Below are 17,490 nucleotides of genomic sequence, written 5' to 3'. Positions count from 1 at the left end.
TCAAGTATAGATACGCAAAGCAAAGAAGTACAGAGAAAATCTATGCTCATAGCATACTTTTCAGCCATGAACTCAACGGGATCAGGTTTTGAATTCAGAATGGGAACGTGACGCGCATCATAAAACTTTTCTTAAACTTCGTGTAGCAGGAAGACCGCCCGCTCGAACGGTTGGAGTTGTTCCAGTAACACCAAAAATGCCAGTGAGATTGACTCCTCTGTCTCGACATGCTTTTCAGGATTTGCAGCCTCTGGAAGCTCTCCGGTGAGGATCGGCTCAGGCAACCAAGGACCCATGTACTGCTCTCGTTTCCGGCGTGCAAGCTGGAGGTGATCCAGACATAAACGCGTGAGAATGGTGGTGAGATACGCTTTGAGCGAGTGAATGATCGCAGGCTCCGTTGTCTGATAGCGCAGGTACGTCTCCTGCACAATATCCTCTTTGCCATCGCACTGCCGAGCATGCGGTAGGCGATGGCAAAGAGGTAGTGACGATAGGTTTCAAAGGACTCCACGTTGTTTCCTCACAATGATAAGGTGACTCTGTTTCCAGTTACAGGATGCTTTGCAATAAAAATACCGGATGGCCAGCAGCCACACGCTCAAACTCCTCAAAGGAAGATGTTGCGGTGACCTGATAGTAGCGTGCAAAGGGGTTGCCAGCCTTGATATCTTCTTGCAAAACGAGGGCCGCCTCTCTTTGGGGCAGTTCTCTGGCTTTGACCGTTTCAACATGACGTCCACGCGCAAGGGTGGCCTCTCCCGCTGCTTGCAGATTGCGCACCCAGGCCACGGTTCCAAACGGGGAGGCCAGATAGCGCTCCCCATTGCGCTCAATCGTGACAATCGGGACCGTACGCGGCTCTCCACTTTTGCGTCCACGCACGGTCAGCAGGTACATGGGATAGGTGCCAACGCCATTGAGTTTGACCCCCGCACGCAGCAAAGCCATCGTTAGCGTATTTCCCAACGTGACAAACCACGGAGCCTTCTGTATTTTTGCCATTTGTTTCTTTCCCTTCTCTGGATAGAGATGTTGTAACGACCACAATCTATAATCATCTGAAAGGAAGACGGGGAAGCGCTCTGATTTGGGACAGTTTTTTTGGCTGATCGTGGCTGGCACGCCCATGCATGCAGTATTGTTCTTCTTCAAGGAGACTCGCATACGCGACGAGAAACGCCATGAGATGCGAATTTGCATAGCATGACGATTCTCAGATAAAATGGAGCAGGTTTACGGTGCTTTGTCGCAAAGCTGAGCAGACAGCTTTTCGGCTCGACAAACTGGTTGATAGGATCATGCCGCTTTGGGAAAGGAAAAATCATGTCGTTATCGCCTGATGAGAAAACCTGCATACCCGCCCCATCACATCTCAACACAGCGTGGAAAGCACCTGCCGATTTGGCCCGTCCGCTGACCCCTTTCCAGGAAGCCTTCGTCCTCTCCAACTGCCCAAAGGGCACCCGCATCCTTTCAGCACGCCTTCATCGAACCGTTCAATTGCCCTGTCCCATCTGGATTGACCTGGCTTTACCCACAGGAGAACCATACAAGCTGATCCTTCGTATGAATTATATTCCACATGGAGTTGAACAGGAAGCCGCCGTCCTTCCATGGCTTGCGAAGTGCGGATTACCCGTTCCGGCTCTTCTGGCCGGGCCAGTCATTGATCCCACACAACCGGAAGCGGGAGCTATGACCATCTTGAATGTCTTGCCTGGACAAGATTTCCTGGGATGGGGAAGGACTGCGACGCCAGCGCAGATCCAGTGGGCCATTGGTCTGATTTTGCAGGGTGTTGCCATGATGCATGCCGTCACCGGGCCTCTTCTGCATACCCCCCTTGCCTCTCAGTTGCCACGTAACACGCTGGATGCTGAACTCCAGGCTATCATTCAAGCTGGAGGGCCATGGCTCACTGAACCGATCTTTTCGCAGGCAATAGAAGCCTTAGTGCCAGCTACAAGTCTGATACAGACCCCGCTGGCCTTCTCCAGCGGCGATTACAATCAAGGCAATTTTCTGTTTGAGGACAAGCGCCTAACCGGGATCATTGACTTCTCTGGGCCGTGTTTTGAAGATCCACATATCAGCATGGCGATGTATTGGGTCCACTGCTGGAATCCCTTCGATCGCGCAGGGATCGTTGAACGCTATCTGGAGCAGCAACATCTTTCATCTGCTGAGTTCGCGCCACGGGTAGCCCTGCGCTGTCTACGGACCATGCAAGAGAGACTTCCAGTGTGTGGTGGGGAAGAGATACGTGATGAATGGGACTTTGAAAGTCTGGCCCAGACACGGGAGCGGCTATTGGGATTGCTTGGGCGAATAATGGATACTATGAATCACTGATAGGACAGCGGTTAGCCAGGGTCGCAGAGAATGGATGTGCAGCAGACGTCGTAAAGGAAAAATGCGTTGTAAAAGCAGCTTTAATCTGGCTTATCAATCATGGAATAGTCGAAGGGCGTGTGACCACATTGAAGCCGATCAGGGATCACGCCGGCAGGAATTATGCCTCCCATCTGTCCGGCCTCGAACCATTGGCGTCTCCTGTTCATAAATGGAGCTTGATAACAGATAGCGCAAAAGCGTTGCTTGAATTGAAAGGAAACATGTATGGTTGCATTGCAATGGTATCAGGTGCATGGTTGGCGCCTGTCTCAACACGGCCTCTCCCCACGTTTTCCCTCACAGAATTTCATGCAGGCTGTGATGCGTCCAGCCGGGATTCAGGCACAGGTGATGTCTGCTGCCGAACTGGCGGTGTGTACCCGTGTGGAGGGATGTTCTCCCCACGATGTCCAGGCGGCTCTCTGGCGGGATCACACCCTGGTGAAGACCTGGGCTATGCGCGGCACTCTTCACTTACTCGCTGCTAGTGAACTTCCTCTCTATTTAGCGGCACGCGACTGGCAGCATACTGATAGCTGGTCGAATTATTTTGCTACGTTTGGTCTTTCAGGAGCGCAACAGGATGCCTTTCTCCTGGCTATTCCGCATGTTTTGGAGCAGGGACCACTAACACGTCTGCAGCTAGCTGATGCGGTTGCGGGACATACAGGGATGGCCCACTTGCGCGATTTGATCCTCTCTTCGGGCTGGGGAACGCCTTTGAAGCCATCAGCCTATCGTGGGGACCTCTGCTTCGGGCCCGGTCAGGGGAAGACGGTCACATTTATGAATCCCAGGAGTTGGATTGGTGCGTGGCAGACAATCGAGCCACAACTGGCACAGCAGGAGATCGCCCGTCGCTATCTGCGCGCGTATGGCCCGGCGACCTCAGACGCTTTTGCTTTCTGGTGGGGAGATGGGAAAACCAGCGCTAAAAAGACCTTCCAATCGCTGGCAGCAGAGTTGGAAGAAGTCGAGGTTGAAGGATGGCACGCTTTTGTTCTGCGTGAGACCTTGCCGCTCATGCAGTGCATTGAGCCTGCTGAGCAGATCCACCTGCTTCCTTTGTTCGATGCCTACACGATCGGAGCACCGCGTAATGGTGAACCTCTGCTCGCGCAAGCTCACAAGCGCAAGGTCTTCAATCTACAGGGTTGGACCTTTGCAGTCATTCTAGTCAATGGCACCATCCAGGGAATCTGGAGCCATACCATCCGACGACGCTCACACGTCGTTGTCAAGCTGGATATGTTCTCTCCGGCCAGCAGCGCGATTCGAACAGGGATTGAGGCAGAGGCGGAACGGCTCGGACTCTACTTCAAGAAGACGGTCGTGTTGGAATATGGCTAAGCCAGGAAGCTTTCTTCACATTGGCTTCAGCCCAGATAGCTTTAGATCCTTGGCTTGTACTGTTTTCTGGTAGGAGATGGCGGGGTCGATCCAATGGAAAGCGGTGGCGGAAAATGCGAGATCAAACGCTTCCTCTTCCAATTGCCAGGCTTCAAAATTTCGACGCATGTTTCAAGCCAGCGAGAAGTTCCGCCGCTATCCCATCCCTTCACGATCTCCACTGGCACCGATCTATCCCCGCCAATACGGACGTCACCGTGTCTGCGCACATCGCAGGCATTGAATCCACCAGGGCTGGTGTCCTGCTGACGATGCGCATGGATGGACAAGACGACATCGGTCCATTGTGGACCACCTGGATGGGATCACTCTACCGTGGAGTAGACGTCAACGGAGACGGGGATGTCCATGATGAAGTACCTGCTGTTCCCGCCCTCATGCAACGTCCTGCTGACGATCGCAGTGGGACGAGACGCATCGAAACCCGGGCGCCACATGTGTATTCCGAATGTGGACGACTCTGGAACCCCATCCATACCGATCGCGCTGTTGCACGCGCAGCCGGTCTGGCAGGCGTAATTCTCCAGCAGATGGACCTCTGGCTATGGTACTCCATGGGTTCCCCGACTGCGCGTCATCCTGGCATCAGACCGTTGATTTCCTTGGCGACCGTGGTTTCCACGCGATCGCACCGTGGCAACGAGGTTACACACCAGGTTCGCTGCCCGCTGATGGCATATATCAGAGTGGCGCGTATGTGCGGGACATCAATCGGCTGTACCAGGCCCAGGGTGGTGATACGCGCGGTCCTGATTGGACACTCGGCGGGTGGCGGCACCGCGTATGGAGTAGCCGCGATCGAGCCAGCACGTTGGAGCCGGGTCGTGACGATCTCCACGCCGCCGACTCCAGTACTCCTGCAGATGCTCACAACATACGCACAACTCCGGCGTTCATGGTACATATTCCTGTTCCAGCATCCCGCCATCGAAATGATCCTCCCACTCAACGACTTCGCGTTCCTGGATGAGCTCTGGGCCGAGTGGTCGCCTGGCTTCACACACACGGCCGAGCTCCATACGGTCAATGAAACATTGCGACATCCAGAAAATCTAAACGCGATCGTTGCCTGGTTCCGTGGGGCAGTACACCCGGAAACGGATCGACCAGAGTTGGCCACCGAGCAAGCCGCACTTGCTCAAGTACCAACGCAACCCTGGCTCTATCTCCATGGCGATCAGGACCAGTGTGTTGGCGTCGAGGCGGCCACCCTCGTTGGCGGCAATAGCGTCGTGATACGGGGCGCGGGCTACTTCCCTCACCTCGAACAGCAGGACGCGTTCCATGCGCAGCTTGTGAACTTCCTCCAACCATCCCAATAGCATACTTTCCAGCCACGCCGCCAACGTATATCTATAAACGAGGCAAGGCAGAACAAGACGGGAACACTGGCTCAACCGTTTACTGGCCGGTGTCCCGTCTTGTTCTGTTATGATCATGTGCAGCATATGACAAGAGGTATCCACACGTGTTATTTCATTGAATCACCTTCAGTCGGGTAATAAATTCATAGGCTAAAAAATAGGTTGACAGCGTAGATCAATTAGATTTCTATCTATGCGCGTCTTATCAATCTTCAGAAACGCCACGATTAGGCAGGAGTAGACAATGCGTGACCACCTGTAAGCCCGAGAGGAGGACTCCTTATGAACTGTAGCTCTTGCAATACCGAACTCCCACAGGGAGCATCCCATTGCCCTCGCTGTGGAGCCGCTACGCCATCCTTTTATGCATCATTGTCTAATCCTGATGATCCTACGGTTGTATCAGGATCAAACAATGATGCCTCAACTTCTCCTTATCAAAGTCTTGACACGCCTTCTACCATTCCCTCACCTCCACCAGGTAAGCAAACAAAGAACCGTACTGGAATGATCATCACAGGAGTTGTGCTCGTTTTGCTGATCATCGGTGGGGTGCTTGCATGGCGGGTGTATTCGACACCTGGCCAGCTTTCCCCTTCAACTGTGAGCTCAACCAACACGACACAAGCTGCCCCTCAACACTTTCCCGCGCGAGGAAGTGCGAAGCAGATCAATTATACGACAACTCATACGCAACAAGAGGGGAGCAATAAGATCGATAACCTCACACAACACTGGACCATCTCTGGTGATATTGTAGGATCGTTTACGGCTGAAGAAGTGGTGACGACTTACCAGGACAAGACGGCGAGTTTCACCGGCAAAGTGACCTGTATATGTACGGTCGCGAACAAAGCAGGGACAATCTTCTGGTCAGTGAAGGGCACGCAAAAGGCTGATGGAAACTTCCAGGGTCAATTTTTCGATGTCCTGGGAGCTGGCGATCTCGCAAAGCTGCATGGTCAGGGAACCTTTCAGGGACAGAAAAATGATTTTACTTATACCATGGATCTGTACTTTGATTTGTGAGTCCTGCCGTTCGTACATGAAACTCGCAAGCCGTTCTTCTGGGTCTTGCGGTCTTCCCCTCGCCAGATAAGCCAGTGCTTCCCTATATATGGACATATATATAGGGAAGTTGCGGATAACGGTCGTGTCCCTTCACCTGGCAGCAAACCTGAGCTGCAGCTCCTGTTGGAGGAGCTGAGGCAGGCATTGAGCCTGTTTGAGGGATCCCTTGGTCTGGTGGCTCCCCGATCTGCTTCCCTTGACAAAACCGTTTCCTTATCGTTCAAACCATCCTGCTCTTTCCGCTGCAGAGCAGAAATACGAAGACATTATCACCATGGGGTCAGCGTATCGAAAGGTGAAAACTGTACGCGAAGCCTGACATGTGTGTATCAGTGGGATGATCGAGAACGCGGAACGGAAGCTGGCTGCCCAGCGTTTCTTGCCCCTTGTTGATCCGTCCCTTCTCGTCATCACCACGGATCAACAAGGACACGTTGTCCTGTTGTGGAGTGCGTCTGCCAGGCGAGGTATGCTCACCTCCTGAGCTGTTCAGTGGCTCAAGCTATCAAGCCCTTTTTGCGCATCAGGCGGATCGCCAGCAGAGCGACCCAACACCCGCTAACAATGAGGCCAATCCGTTCAATGAGCCCGGTTGGTCCTCCGTCTAACAATTTGGCGGTGAGCACGAAGGCGACATAAGAGGCAGCGACCAACAGACCAGTGGCAACCGAATACCTGGACCAGCCGTGTCTTTCGAGTGCCGCATCGCGCCGTGCCTGCACGATGCAAGCCGCAATCAGCGAAGTGAACTGAAGCAAGCCAAAGAGGATATGAATGGTTCCGTGAATGGTTTGCGCGCTCGACGCTCCTGGTGGGTAACCAAGCTCCGGGTCGGGAAGGATAAGCCCGATGATGATGAAGGTGAGGCCATAGATGCCGAGCAGGATCGGTCCCCAGGTGGAACCACGTTCTGTACGTAGGGCACGCCTCATCCCGATGGCAAAAGCGAGCAGGAGCGCTCCGGTGACGATGTAGTTTGTGATTTGCATCCACCCACTATTCCCCAGTTCGAGGTTGCTGTCAGGGACTATCCAGGCGTTGTAGCCGGGGCGTATGGCCCCAAGGATGAGAAGGACCACATTGTTGAGCAGCGGAGCAATGACACCGCAAGCCAGTAGCAGTCTCATCGCCGCTGACTGCTCTCCAGTACTTTGTGCTGAGGTCTCCATGTGTTTTTCCCTTTGCAGTAAGATCGTATGACCATTCTCTGAAAACTGTCATACAGACTCTCTTCAAGTTTTAGGAACAGCATGTTTGGTATCGAATATGATATTCTAAAGAAAGAATACAAAGGAAAGCTCTTCCTGACAAGCACACGCCAGGGAAACCGTTCTCTACCGAACATCTGGCGCTAATTGTTTACCAAAGAAAGAGATAACATCCGTGAAACAGCAGAAAGCCGATCGCCGTTCCAACGCACGCAGCGCCTGGTAAGTTCTGCCTTTGCTGAACTTATCGGAGAAAAACCCTATGAGGAGATTCTGGTGCAGGATATTTTGGATCGGGCGGACATTGGTCGTACCACCTTCTATGCCCATTATTTCGATAAAGGTGAACGGTGATTGAAAATGCCGAAATGTACAAGGGTCCCTTGTACATTTCGAATCCTGTTGTCAGCATTCAGGCAGTGTGGGCCGTCAGCATCAGTGTTTGTGTTGACTCAAGAGAGACGTTGACCCATGTTTCCACGAGCATTTCATTCCCGACGAAATGGAATACCAGCGTGTGGAAGAATGGGGTTTCATACAGTCTGATAACCATCGTAAAGCGCTCTTCGGCTGTCCAGGCGCCACTGGCAACGACCGGTGTGGGACCAGAGAGCCAGTCGTGATGAAAGAGTGTGGTCTGTCCTGGTTGCCACATACCATACCCACAAGGGATCAGATCCATACCTGTGGCCGTTTTGCTATGAACCACCCATCCTGACGTGGTTACCTGCAAGGTAATAGTCTGCAAGTGCAGGTCATTGACATCGACAAGATAGGTTCGACCAGCAACCTGTGCCGCAATAGGAGACGTTCGCTGTCCCTGTACCGGAAGCCGTGCCAGACTGGCTACCTTCTCTGCCAGTTGATGCGCTTCTTCGCTCGCCTCGTCAAGCGCTTCCTTTTTCATGGCAGGAAGCAAAAGATCCCAGACCAGATTCAACGGTTGCTGCGCATCAAAGACATCAAGACCACCTGTGATGGCAAGGACGGCATCTTGTTCTGGCATGATGAGGCAGAACTGACCAAATACACCATCTCCTCGGTAAGCACCATGCCGACAGTGCCAGAACTGATAGCCGTAGCCCTGTGCCCAATCGCTGTGTGGATTATCTCCCGATGCAATCTGAACCGCTGTCGCTTCTGTCATCCATGCCTGCGAAAGCAGTTGTCTGCCTTGCCAGATGCCTTGTTGTACATAGAGTAGACCGAAGCGAGCGATCTCTTCAGTGGTGAGACGAAGCCCGATGCCGCCAATGGCAATCCCCTGAGGGGATTCGTCCCAGCGCGCATGTTCAATACCCAATGGCTGAAACAAGCGCGGCTCCAGATACTTGATGAGTTTGGTTCCTGTCGTCTTTTGCACGATAGCAGAGAGCATATATGTCGCCCCGGTGTTATACACAAAGTGTGTTCCTGGTGCATGCACTACCGGCACCTCAAAAAAGCCTTTAATCCAGTTGCCATCTGGTCGATCTATGAGAAAAGACCAGGTATCGATAGCGTGACCAGTTGTCATTGACAGGAGATGCCGTACACGCATCGTTGTAAGATCCATAGGTGTGTGTGCAGGTACTTCCTCTGGGAAAAAGGATAGCACCGCATCGTCGAGGGAGAAGAAGCCTTCAGCCACTGCCAGACCGACCGCCGTTGCTGTCACACTTTTGCTTAGAGAAAATACCATGTGAGGATGTTCGCGTCGATAGGGTGACCACCATCCTTCTGCGACGACACTGCCGTGCCGAAGCAGCATAAAGCTATGTAGCTCGTGAATCTGGCTGTCCAGTGCCTCGACAAAGTGAAGCAGAGCCGATGAAGCGATCCCCTGCCGTTCGGGCGAGGAGCGCGGTAAATCAGGGACAGGCATGGGTGTACCTCCACTCTCATATGGGTTGAGATTTTATCCTCAAGGTGAGCAAGATTCTCAAGATCAGGCTCTTCTCCAGTCAATGTACCATACAGATGAGTCGAATTGACAGCCATCGAGCGCTGCCAACCTCCTCGAGAGCAGCAACAGGCATGGCACCACCCGGAACAGTCACTCGGAGTTGACCGAGCCTGTGCGCGATTTCAGCACCCACTCCGCTCTCCATCGAACCGGAACGACGTTCCAACTGCTCGGAGAAGCGACGACGTTGCGGAGTGTCACAAAAGAACAACCGTACCATTATATATTCCCCTCCTGGTCAATGCTCTCCTCGCTTTTGGACGAAGAAGAAGAAGCCATTGAGATCTATGTTGACGGTCATAGTGGCCCATTGAAGAGATCAGATCGGCTGAAACGATGGGGGATTAAACTAATGGAACCTCCTGATCCGAGTTTATTGACAGGACGAACGACATATGATAAAATGGGTATATGATGCTTAAACGAATGGACAACGTCGGTATTGTGGTGGAATCCCTCGATGCCGCTATCTCTTTTTTCACTGAACTTGGTCTCGAGCTCGAAGGGCGGGCCATGGCAGAAGGCGAGTGGGCAGGACGTGTCACTGGATTGGGCGACCAACGCGTTGAGGTCGCCATGATGCGCACGCCAGACGGCCACAGCCGGCTCGAGCTCTCGCGATTTATCACGCCTCCTGTGGTCGCCGATCACCGGAACGCACCGGTGAATGCTCTGGGCTATCTACGCGTCATGTTTACCGTGGACGACATCGATGATACGCTCGTTCGGCTTCGTAAGCACGGCGCAGAGCTTGTCAGCAGCGAAGTGGTCCAGTACCAGGACGTGTATCGGCTCTGCTACATCCGCGGACCTGAAGGACTTCTCATCGGGCTAGCCCAAGAACTGGGCTGAGTCGCCACGGTTTCACATGATTTTTGAGGAAACAACATTATTTTCCTCCATGCTTCCGGCAGAGGATGCAAATCACATGTTGATCTGGTCGGACGAGAGCAAACGCGATAAATCCACTCGTATAAACCCTCCAGCTTGAGGAAACCTCCTCAGATACCTGGAGTCTTTCGACTGGCACTGATGCCTGCTCTATGATTTGTCGGGCAAGATCATCTTCTTCCTCCTGTTGGGCCATTCCTATGGGGAAAAGAAGATGTTTGAGGTGAGGGAGGTCGAGCGTTGTCTTCTGATCAGCCAATCGCAGATACGGAAGACGATGACCAACCTGCCACCGCCCCAGTCTGGTTCGCGTCTCCCAATTTCTTGTTTTCAGAATATCCTGGGCATGGGCTATTGGAATGACTTGCTCTACCAGTGTTTCGCTTCTCACCAGTTGGCGAGAAAATGCTCCGATATGACCTGCCATCCATAAAAAGCCAGAGCGCAGGGTTGCCAGAGAAACATTGGTCACTGCGAGATTCCGAAAAATGAGGGCATTGGACTGTTGGACTGCCCGTGATGCCGCTTGCTGCTCTCTAGTATAATCTTGCAGGAGAGATTCCCTCACTGAACGGCTCTGCTTGAGGAGTGCTAACCGCCATCCTAATCGCCATACTCCCAGGAGTCCGACCATCATGCCTGCACCGGCTGATGGTCCCATCGCATGGGCTGCGTCTCCTGCGAGCATCCAATGGTCTTTATGGTACGTCGTGCATTGTCCCTGTCCTAGACGAAAGGCACTGGCCCAAAGAAATCGATGCACAACCGCGTGAGGAAGGGATGTTTTGATCAAGGAAAGGACTGCCTCTTCCTGAACCATTCTGTGGCGATCTTCATCCTGGTTAATGCGATAGATCATACGCCAACACCCAGCGGAAAAGTAGAAAAAGCCGTAAGGCTGTGATGGTTCGAGCACAATGCGTGAGATTGTTTGGGGGAGACCGCACTCCATTACGGCACTGTACGTTCCATAATCCTGCCATACCTGTTCAATCTCCAGCCATTTACGGATCTGGCTTGAAGCCCCATCGCAGCCAACCGCCCAGGGAGCGGTGATGAGAAACCTTCCTCGTCTCGTCGATGCAACGCAGCATGCCTCTCACGTCGACATTAGCCTACGCGGCAGCGAAAGCGACTCTCTCTATCTACAGTAAGGGTCTGTCTAACGAAGTCGGTCTGCACGGGATACGTGTCAATTCTGTGGCTCCCGGCATGATCGAAACAGATGCCGCCAGCAGGCTGATTATGCGGTTAGCGAACGAGGCGGGAACCAACTATAATACTGCTCGGCAGAAACTTATGGATGACGCTCTGGGAGGAATTCCACTGAATCGTCCTGCTCGTCCAGAGGAGATTGCCGATCTCATTGCCTTCCTGGTATCAGAGCGGGCATCATATATCACAGGCAGTGAGTATGTCATCGATGGCGGAACCCCGCCAACCATTTGATGCTTTTAAGACGCATGTTTACAATAATTTAGTAATACCCAACACACATTGAACCCAGAGGAGGTCCTATGTCTCTTCCCGAGATTTCTGTCATTATCCGTTACTTCGAGGCCGAGGCTCATCGCAACACCAATGCCCTTGTCGCACTGTTCAGCGATGAGGCTGTGGTTGTCGATGAAAGCCAGACCTATCATGGCCCTGAAGGGATTCGAGGCTGGCGGGAAGGTGCCGCATCCATGTATCAGTACACAACCCAGGTGCTTGATACCAGGAGTTTAGATGCGAAGAGTTACCTCGTGGCGGGCCGCCTCACCGGTAACTTCCCCGGCGGGACTGCCGAGTTGCAATGGCGCTTCATCATTAACGATGGCTTGATCGATCGCCTGGAGATCGAGTAATAAAGTAGGATTGAAATTCCTGGAAACATGAGGCATCCTGAATTTTCAGGGAAGGGATTGAGAATAGAGCAAGCACTTTTCCGCTAGACGTGAAGAAGTTATTACTGAACAAATAGGCACCTGGTCAGCGAGATCTCGCTGACCAGGTGCCTATTTGTTCAGATGCGCTTATAGCTCTATTGTATTGTGATCTACTGCATCCTAAGAATGTGAAATTGGATGCAGATGAAAGGAGATTTATCAGATACACTATGATGTATATAGAGCGTGAAAATAAATAGCATGATTAAGAGATTTAGAAAGGACCAAATGAAAGTAATACCTATACCTCATTGGATTGGCCGCCTCTGTTTATTGGCCATTTTTATGATCTGCACGCTTGTCTTAAGTATACAATTTTCTACGGCAGCACATGCCATGGGTTACTGTCCTGCCGATCGTCCTTGTATAACCGGGCTTATTCAGAATGGTCATAGCGCCGAAATAAAGTGGTCGGGAGACTATGACAACTATAATATCCTGGTATTACAGGGAAGTACCCGAAACCAGAGCCATGAGGATGGTGGGAATCAGACAACTTTTTTCAATATCTCCCCTTATAAGACCTATACCTTCAGCATTGAAGGATGTTACACCAACCTCTTTGGTTCCGATTGTACGCCCTGGTCTCTCAGTGAGCAGATTACGGCGGCAGGTTCGTCTGCGGATGTGTGTATGCAGGGGTTTGTATGGCGTCAGGCCGGGCCCAAAGATTTTGTCTGTGTAACACCTTATGTGCGTTCGGAAGCGGTGTATGATAATAGTCAGGCGAGTGTGCGTCGATCTCCCAACGGAGGAGCCTATGGCTCAGCCACCTGTCTCCAGGGTTATGTCTGGCGACAAGCTTTTGCCAGTGATCTGGTGTGTGTGACTCCCCAGACCCGTTCGGAGGCGCTAGCAGATAATAAGCAGGCTCCCTACCGCGTAGTACCGCCTGTAGTATACTTCTAAAAGACCATATGACCTGTTATAAAAAGTATGTGGAAACGTGCTGCTGGTTTATCTGTCAAAGGATGATCAGCGGCAGTTCTATCGTATTATCAATAGATTGAGCAGTTTCTATAGAGTAAAAGGGCGTCCTTGGAAAGTAGTATACTTTTCGTGCTCGTATAGCTTGACAATAATATTGCAATATGTTATGTGTTTAATAGCTAATGGCTATGACAGCAGACGTATATTTTTGTCATAGATGAAATATGTTTGGCATATTTGAATAGAATAGAGGGTAAAAATAATCGACCATATGACGTAACATTTCCGAAAACAGGCGGAGTATACGGCAAGAGAAAAAATTTTAGAGTATACAAGACAACCGCAAGCTCATAGCACCTTGGGCAAAGATTCCACCTCTGATAAATGGCGGTTTTCCAGGCAAGCATCTGTCCTGGTTTCGCTTGCAGTCATGATCATAATCATCGTTGGCAGTGTTTTTGCATATCACTACTTCTTCCATTAATACATTTTCTTTTGACAATGGCAACTTTCTCAGCAAGAAATTTTGGTATCGAGGGCGAGCATGGAGATGTGGTGACACAACGGTATTTAAATGCTCTTACACGGATGTTACCTTCGCTCTCATATGAAGAATTAGCATGGCGCTTTGAGTGAGCGATTAATCTGTTGTTAGCTCATCAGGGAAAATTTCTTGTCGGAAGACTTGCTTCCAAGGATAGCATGCGTAGTTATGAACGGGCCTGGCTCATTACCTTTTTAGCTGGTGGTTTGAGCGCACCAGCAACCCATACGATCTCCTTTTGAAGTTGTATGCCAGCAGGGCCATTCCTTGCTGAATGCTATCAATGTATTTGACCATGAAACGGGTATCATCTCAAGATGAGCATGTGTTATCTACTCCTGCTATTAAAGACGGAGTACACCGGCATTCGAAACTTCCAGTTTGGCTCCTTCAACTCTTCATGAGCGAGTATGTGTTGATTGACCTTGGGGGTTGAGCACAACCAGGCAAAGTGGGAAATGCAGCAGTACGGAGTTCTCTACAATTTACACGTTATCTTGGAACGCATGCGCAGTGACATGGTGTCGCTGTAGCCTCGTATGATTCCATCCTGTCAACGTAAAGCAGAGCTCGAAGCAAAATGCTTCTTCTAACGAAAATGAATTGAAATATTCCCCAAAATTTCTTGCTGCAAAAAACCAGGATTTCTCCGATTTTTGGTGTATAATAGATGCCTCGCCACCCAGGTTCCAACCCCAGACGGTATTTCCCACTCATGCACTCAATGTAGCCTCAGCGTCTGCTTTTTTAATCTTCAATCGATGCTTTACGAATCCTTACACGTTTTGCATACCATTACGGGCTTGGCTGGTGTGGCACTCTCTACTTGTCTCTCTGCTTTCTTTCAGGAGGAAACTCGTGCTGCGTACCCCCCGATCAAATAGGATTTCTACAATGGGGAACCTCATTCGTATTATCCAGGCTTTTCGTCCGTACTGGTGGCGTGTGCTTCTGATCATCGTTATGATCCTGATAAACGCTACCTTTGGTACCGCTGTTGTCCCTGAAGTCACGAAAATGATCATTGACCAGGCTTTCCCGCGCAAAGATCTTACCCTACTGGCCTGGCTGGTCCTTGCGCTGATCACTCTGCCGATGTTTACCGGTGTGATCAGCATTGCGCTCGATTACGTGAGCGTAACATTGGCTCAGTATGTCATGCACGACCTGCGGATTGGTCTGTATGTTCGTCTTCAAGCTGTTGGCCTGCGCTTCTACACTTCAGAGCGCACTGGAGAGATCATCTCGCGCCTGACCAATGATGTCAATGGAGTAAGTGATGTACTTAGCAATGTTCTGAGTGGGACCCTTTCTAGCTCCATTGCGATGTTGACAACGCTGATTGTGATGTTAAGTTTACATGTGCCGCTGACGCTCCTTTCCCTCGGCCTGACGCCAATCTTTGTTTATCTTGCTGTGCGCGTGGGTAATGTCTTGCGAGGAGCAAGTAAAGAGAAGCAACAGACATTGGCCGATGTCTTGTCTGTACTTGAGGAAACACTCAATGTCAGTGGGACACTTCTTGTGAAGAGTTTTGGGAGGCAACGTGCCGAGACAGCACGTTTCAGTGCTATAAGTGAACGACTTGTGACCATCCAGGTCCACCAGACGATGGTCGCGCGTTGGTTCCTGTTGAGCTTCCATCTCTTTTTCAACATTGTCCCGGCCCTGGTCTACTATCTTGGAGGATTTCAGGTCATTGGTGGTCAACTCAGCCCTGGTTCACTGATCGCTTTTATCGCTCTCCAAAGCCAGTTCTTTCCTACACTGCGTCAGCTGCTTGGCATTCCTCTCGACATCCAATCAGCGCTCGCCCTCTTCGAGCGCCTTTTTGAATATCTTGATCTTCCAATCGAGATTGCCGACTGTTCCAATGCCACAACACTTGATCATATCGCCGGGCATATTCGTTTCCATCATGTGAGTTTCTGCTATCAACCAGAGCAACCAGCTCTAATTGATATAGACTTTGCGGTTCAGCCCGGACAACTTGTCGCCCTGGTTGGTCCGAGTGGCGCAGGCAAGTCCACGACAGCCTACTTATTGCCCAGATTCTACGATGTAGAGCAAGGCGCGGTAGAGATCGATGGTCATGATGTGCGCTCTGTGACGCAAGAGAGCCTGCTCCAGCATATCGGTATGGTGACACAGGAAACATACTTGCTCAACACGACGATTCGTGAGAATATCGCCTACGGGCGGCCCGACGCTGCTGACGAGGAGGTGATTGCTGCTGCGCAAACCGCTCAGATCCACGAACGCATTCTGCACCTCCCCAACGGCTACGAGACAGTGGTTGGCCCACGTGGCTATGTACTCTCAGGCGGGGAGAAGCAGCGCATAGCCATCGCCCGTGTCTTGCTCAAAAATCCGCGCATCTTGATTCTGGACGAGGCGACCAGTGCCCTCGATACGCGCTCAGAGCGCCTGATTCAAGCAGCTCTAGCGGAACTTCAGATGGGGCGCACGACTCTGGCGATTGCTCACCGTCTCTCGACGATTCTCTCCGCCGACCAGATCTTGGTAATGAACGCTGGACGCATTGTTGAGCGTGGAACGCATGCCCAACTGCTCCAGCAAGGTGGCCTCTATTCCCAATTCTACGATGAGCAGTTGAAATCGCGCTAAGACATGCCAGATGTAACAAGGCTCTTGATCTCTTGCCCACTGGTCACTGTTCCGTTTGTTCACAAATGATCGCTTCTACACAAGCGTTGCCGGCCTTTCCGTTGCCATCGCGGTTCCTGTTCTGGCTTGACGGGGTGCCTCAATTCGTCCATGTCTCGCAGATTGTGTGAAAGCCATTTGTTTCCGTGGCTTGTTGAGAGTAAGGCTGGTAGACAAGAGCAGGATAGTGCTAGAGCGCCGGTCCAGTAATAGCGATGATAGGAGACAAGCCAGCAACTACGATGGTCAAGCTATGGCAAGCCATATCTTCTGCTGAGCAGGTTTGTTCTCCTCGGCTCTATTGTACTGCCGGATCGAAGATTGTCCAACTGATGACCAGCGCCGTGGTTTCCATTGTTCCCTAGAGGACGGGAACCGACGCTGGGACCTGCACGTGTTCGCCGTAACCAACACTTTCCTTTTGATGTTGTCTACACAACGATCTGGTGTGTTTGCTGATTGTCGGGCATCAGTGGCTTCCCTTATACTTTCTACAGTGTAGCATACACTAAACTGTTGATTATGCAACAGTGTCGTGCATTCAATGACATCTGTTGAAAGAAGAAAAAGAGATGAATCTATGACAAACAGGCTTTCCGATTGGGCCAGGGAGTTTCTCCGTGGAGACCGTGTGGCAGTGGTCAGTACGTTAAACAAAGATGGGAGCCCCCACGTTACCACGATCTGGTATTGGCTTTCAAATGATGGGACACTGGTCATAACTACCCCTGGTTCCAGCCAAAAAAGCAAGAATCTGCGTGGTGATCCCCGCATTGCATTGTGTGTTGGAGATATGGGTCGTTCTATCAGCCTCTATGGACGCGTTTCCATCATCGAAGATCAGGCACTTGTCCGGCAGGATCTCGTACGCGTGATAGAACGCTATGTGAAAGATGAAGGCAGACGACCGCAAGTAGTAACGATCTTACTCCAGCGGGCTCCTGTGGCTCTGCATTTCTTCCCAGAAAAAGTTACCGAGTTTTCAGGATGGAACATGACGCACACCTAGGAATCCCGGCGCGGGTCACTCGTGAAGGCGCGGAGCGCGGAGCGAGTGACTGATTTGCGCATATGTATCAACGCGAGGGCAGGCTCAAGTCCGAGGGACGAGGTGATGGGAGCAGAGGGGAGAGGA

General features: G+C 51.4%; 16 protein-coding genes and 1 pseudogene. 11 read left to right on the top strand and 6 right to left on the bottom strand.

The genetic code is table 11. The features are described 5' to 3' along the window. Window positions 1–131: 131 nt before the first annotated feature. Together EL633_RS24760 and EL633_RS24755 are read right to left on the bottom strand one after the other, a co-directional pair. On the bottom strand, window positions 132–431 hold the full coding sequence (locus EL633_RS24760; protein WP_161982411.1) for a sigma-70 family RNA polymerase sigma factor family protein: 300 nt from the start codon (window positions 429–431) through the stop codon (window positions 132–134). Between the two features lie 121 nt (window positions 432–552). Next, the gene (locus tag EL633_RS24755) at window positions 553–1,005 is read right to left on the bottom strand and encodes a nitroreductase family deazaflavin-dependent oxidoreductase (protein WP_126629958.1); all 453 of its coding nucleotides are present in this window, start codon (window positions 1,003–1,005) and stop codon (window positions 553–555) included. 321 nt (window positions 1,006–1,326) lie between these two features. Between EL633_RS24755 and EL633_RS24750 the strand changes: the two genes are divergently transcribed. From EL633_RS24750 to EL633_RS24735, 4 genes are all read left to right on the top strand, one after another. Beyond that, window positions 1,327–2,355, top strand: a complete 1,029-nt coding sequence (locus EL633_RS24750) for a phosphotransferase family protein (RefSeq protein WP_126629957.1) — start codon at window positions 1,327–1,329, stop codon at window positions 2,353–2,355. Between the two features lie 267 nt (window positions 2,356–2,622). After that, the gene (locus EL633_RS24745; RefSeq protein ID WP_126629956.1) at window positions 2,623–3,747 is read left to right on the top strand and encodes a winged helix DNA-binding domain-containing protein; all 1,125 of its coding nucleotides are present in this window, start codon (window positions 2,623–2,625) and stop codon (window positions 3,745–3,747) included. 113 nt (window positions 3,748–3,860) lie between these two features. After that, on the top strand, window positions 3,861–5,129 hold the full coding sequence (locus EL633_RS24740) for an alpha/beta fold hydrolase (RefSeq protein ID WP_126629955.1): 1,269 nt from the start codon (window positions 3,861–3,863) through the stop codon (window positions 5,127–5,129). Window positions 5,130–5,453: 324 nt separating this feature from the next. Next, on the top strand, window positions 5,454–6,200 hold the full coding sequence (locus EL633_RS24735) for a DUF3224 domain-containing protein (RefSeq protein WP_126629954.1): 747 nt from the start codon (window positions 5,454–5,456) through the stop codon (window positions 6,198–6,200). 539 nt (window positions 6,201–6,739) lie between these two features. On the opposite strand, the gene EL633_RS24730 is transcribed toward EL633_RS24735, so the two are convergent. Continuing rightward, on the bottom strand, window positions 6,740–7,411 hold the full coding sequence (locus EL633_RS24730; RefSeq protein ID WP_126629953.1) for a DUF998 domain-containing protein: 672 nt from the start codon (window positions 7,409–7,411) through the stop codon (window positions 6,740–6,742). Between the two features lie 186 nt (window positions 7,412–7,597). Here EL633_RS24730 and EL633_RS24725 point away from each other — a divergent pair, with 186 nt between their 5' ends. Then, entirely contained in the window at window positions 7,598–7,804 is a 207-nt protein-coding gene (locus EL633_RS24725; protein WP_126629952.1) for a TetR/AcrR family transcriptional regulator, read from the top strand. 58 nt (window positions 7,805–7,862) lie between these two features. On the opposite strand, the gene EL633_RS24720 is transcribed toward EL633_RS24725, so the two are convergent. Beyond that, the gene (locus EL633_RS24720) at window positions 7,863–9,314 is read right to left on the bottom strand and encodes a serine hydrolase domain-containing protein (protein ID WP_126629951.1); all 1,452 of its coding nucleotides are present in this window, start codon (window positions 9,312–9,314) and stop codon (window positions 7,863–7,865) included. 79 nt (window positions 9,315–9,393) lie between these two features. Next, a complete protein-coding gene (locus EL633_RS24715; protein WP_126629950.1) occupies window positions 9,394–9,615 on the bottom strand; it encodes a hypothetical protein in 222 nt (73 codons plus the stop codon). 191 nt (window positions 9,616–9,806) lie between these two features. Here EL633_RS24715 and EL633_RS24710 point away from each other — a divergent pair, with 191 nt between their 5' ends. Then, window positions 9,807–10,247 (top strand): VOC family protein, encoded by a 441-nt coding sequence (locus tag EL633_RS24710; RefSeq protein WP_126629949.1) that lies wholly within the window; start codon window positions 9,807–9,809, stop codon window positions 10,245–10,247. A gap of 37 nt (window positions 10,248–10,284) precedes the next feature. Here the strand turns inward: EL633_RS24710 and EL633_RS24705 are convergent, their stop codons facing one another. Then, the gene (locus EL633_RS24705) at window positions 10,285–11,343 is read right to left on the bottom strand and encodes an FAD-dependent oxidoreductase (RefSeq protein ID WP_126629948.1); all 1,059 of its coding nucleotides are present in this window, start codon (window positions 11,341–11,343) and stop codon (window positions 10,285–10,287) included. A 14-nt stretch (window positions 11,344–11,357) separates the two neighbouring features. Here EL633_RS24705 and EL633_RS24700 point away from each other — a divergent pair. From EL633_RS24700 to EL633_RS24680, 5 genes and pseudogenes are all read left to right on the top strand, one after another. Beyond that, window positions 11,358–11,735: pseudogene (locus tag EL633_RS24700) on the top strand (SDR family oxidoreductase); the annotation flags it as partial. A 68-nt stretch (window positions 11,736–11,803) separates the two neighbouring features. Next, complete coding sequence (locus EL633_RS24695) at window positions 11,804–12,133, top strand: nuclear transport factor 2 family protein (protein WP_126629946.1); 330 nt, start codon at window positions 11,804–11,806, stop codon at window positions 12,131–12,133. Window positions 12,134–12,442: 309 nt separating this feature from the next. Next, on the top strand, window positions 12,443–13,123 hold the full coding sequence (locus tag EL633_RS24690) for a hypothetical protein (RefSeq protein WP_126629945.1): 681 nt from the start codon (window positions 12,443–12,445) through the stop codon (window positions 13,121–13,123). Window positions 13,124–14,573: 1,450 nt separating this feature from the next. Continuing rightward, window positions 14,574–16,316 carry an ABC transporter ATP-binding protein gene (locus EL633_RS24685; protein ID WP_443090072.1) on the top strand — a complete coding sequence of 581 codons (1,743 nt, stop codon included), beginning with the start codon at window positions 14,574–14,576 and terminating at the stop codon, window positions 16,314–16,316. Window positions 16,317–16,935: 619 nt separating this feature from the next. After that, window positions 16,936–17,364: a pyridoxamine 5'-phosphate oxidase family protein gene (locus EL633_RS24680; RefSeq protein WP_161982410.1), complete on the top strand. Its 429-nt coding sequence runs from the start codon at window positions 16,936–16,938 to the stop codon at window positions 17,362–17,364. Window positions 17,365–17,490: the final 126 nt, after the last annotated feature.

The sequence above is a fragment of the Dictyobacter alpinus genome (assembly GCF_003967575.1).
Taxonomy (GTDB): domain Bacteria; phylum Chloroflexota; class Ktedonobacteria; order Ktedonobacterales; family Ktedonobacteraceae; genus Dictyobacter; species Dictyobacter alpinus.
This window is presented reverse-complemented; position numbering and strand designations above follow the sequence as displayed.

Excerpts from the sequence above, each read along its gene's own strand:
- EL633_RS24745 (WP_126629956.1), top strand. The coding sequence starts at position 2,623 with ATGGTTGCATTGCAATGGTATCAGGTGCATGGTTGGCGCCTGTCTCAA.
- EL633_RS24690 (WP_126629945.1), top strand. The coding sequence starts at position 12,443 with ATGAAAGTAATACCTATACCTCATTGGATTGGCCGCCTCTGTTTATTG.
- EL633_RS24730 (WP_126629953.1), bottom strand. The coding sequence starts at position 7,411 with ATGGAGACCTCAGCACAAAGTACTGGAGAGCAGTCAGCGGCGATGAGA.
- EL633_RS24680 (WP_161982410.1), top strand. The coding sequence starts at position 16,936 with ATGACAAACAGGCTTTCCGATTGGGCCAGGGAGTTTCTCCGTGGAGAC.
- EL633_RS24720 (WP_126629951.1), bottom strand. The coding sequence starts at position 9,314 with ATGCCTGTCCCTGATTTACCGCGCTCCTCGCCCGAACGGCAGGGGATC.
- EL633_RS24755 (WP_126629958.1), bottom strand. The coding sequence starts at position 1,005 with ATGGCAAAAATACAGAAGGCTCCGTGGTTTGTCACGTTGGGAAATACG.
- EL633_RS24710 (WP_126629949.1), top strand. The coding sequence starts at position 9,807 with ATGATGCTTAAACGAATGGACAACGTCGGTATTGTGGTGGAATCCCTC.
- EL633_RS24735 (WP_126629954.1), top strand. The coding sequence starts at position 5,454 with ATGAACTGTAGCTCTTGCAATACCGAACTCCCACAGGGAGCATCCCAT.
- EL633_RS24740 (WP_126629955.1), top strand. The coding sequence starts at position 3,861 with ATGCGAGATCAAACGCTTCCTCTTCCAATTGCCAGGCTTCAAAATTTC.
- EL633_RS24750 (WP_126629957.1), top strand. The coding sequence starts at position 1,327 with ATGTCGTTATCGCCTGATGAGAAAACCTGCATACCCGCCCCATCACAT.
- EL633_RS24715 (WP_126629950.1), bottom strand. The coding sequence starts at position 9,615 with ATGGTACGGTTGTTCTTTTGTGACACTCCGCAACGTCGTCGCTTCTCC.
- EL633_RS24695 (WP_126629946.1), top strand. The coding sequence starts at position 11,804 with ATGTCTCTTCCCGAGATTTCTGTCATTATCCGTTACTTCGAGGCCGAG.